Genomic DNA, 332 nt, shown 5'->3' with positions numbered 1-332 from the left:
GGGAGAGAATTTTAGTGCTTTGGAATAGACCACTGTATTACCTGAGAAGATCTGCAGTGTACTTTCTGCGGAAGAATTTCCGGAGTAATTCACCATCACCTCCACCGGAAAACGATTATTCAGGAATGCATATTTATTGACATTGACCCGGGAAATATTAAGGTCCTGGTATTTTGCAGTGTCTCCCACTACCACAGGAATTACAGGCTGCCGGAAGCGTTGTGCCGCATAAGTAAACTCTTCCCCTACGGTTTGATTTCCGTCTGTAATGAGGATAATCGGTGCAGTTTGACCTTCAAAAACAGTAGAAAGGTCTTTAAAGACAGACGGCA

The 332-nt window shown here is 43.7% G+C and carries 1 pseudogene; it reads right to left on the bottom strand.

Features of this window, described 5'->3' with window-relative positions:
- A pseudogene (locus tag HC175_RS21860) lies at window positions 1-332 on the bottom strand (VWA domain-containing protein); the annotation flags it as partial.

Source organism: Salinimicrobium oceani (assembly GCF_012037645.1).
The sequence above is the reverse complement of the archived record's forward strand: the minus strand, read 5'-3'. Positions and strand labels throughout refer to the sequence as shown.